General features: G+C 53.8%; 1 rRNA gene. It reads left to right on the top strand.

Annotated elements, in window-relative coordinates:
* A 16S ribosomal RNA gene (locus MXM41_RS22710) occupies positions 1-264 on the top strand; the annotation flags it as partial.

Below are 264 nucleotides of genomic sequence, written 5' to 3'. Positions count from 1 at the left end.
CTGGGGAGTACGGCCGCAAGGTTAAAACTCAAATGAATTGACGGGGGCCCGCACAAGCGGTGGAGCATGTGGTTTAATTCGATGCAACGCGAAGAACCTTACCTACTCTTGACATCCAGAGAACTTGGCAGAGATGCCTTGGTGCCTTCGGGAACTCTGAGACAGGTGCTGCATGGCTGTCGTCAGCTCGTGTTGTGAAATGTTGGGTTAAGTCCCGCAACGAGCGCAACCCTTATCCTTTGTTGCCAGCGGTTAGGCCGGGAA

The sequence above is a fragment of the Leclercia adecarboxylata genome, assembly GCF_035787115.1.
Taxonomy (GTDB): domain Bacteria; phylum Pseudomonadota; class Gammaproteobacteria; order Enterobacterales; family Enterobacteriaceae; genus Enterobacter; species Enterobacter adecarboxylatus_E.
Note: the sequence above shows the minus strand (reverse complement) of the source record. Positions and strands in the feature narration are given on the sequence as shown.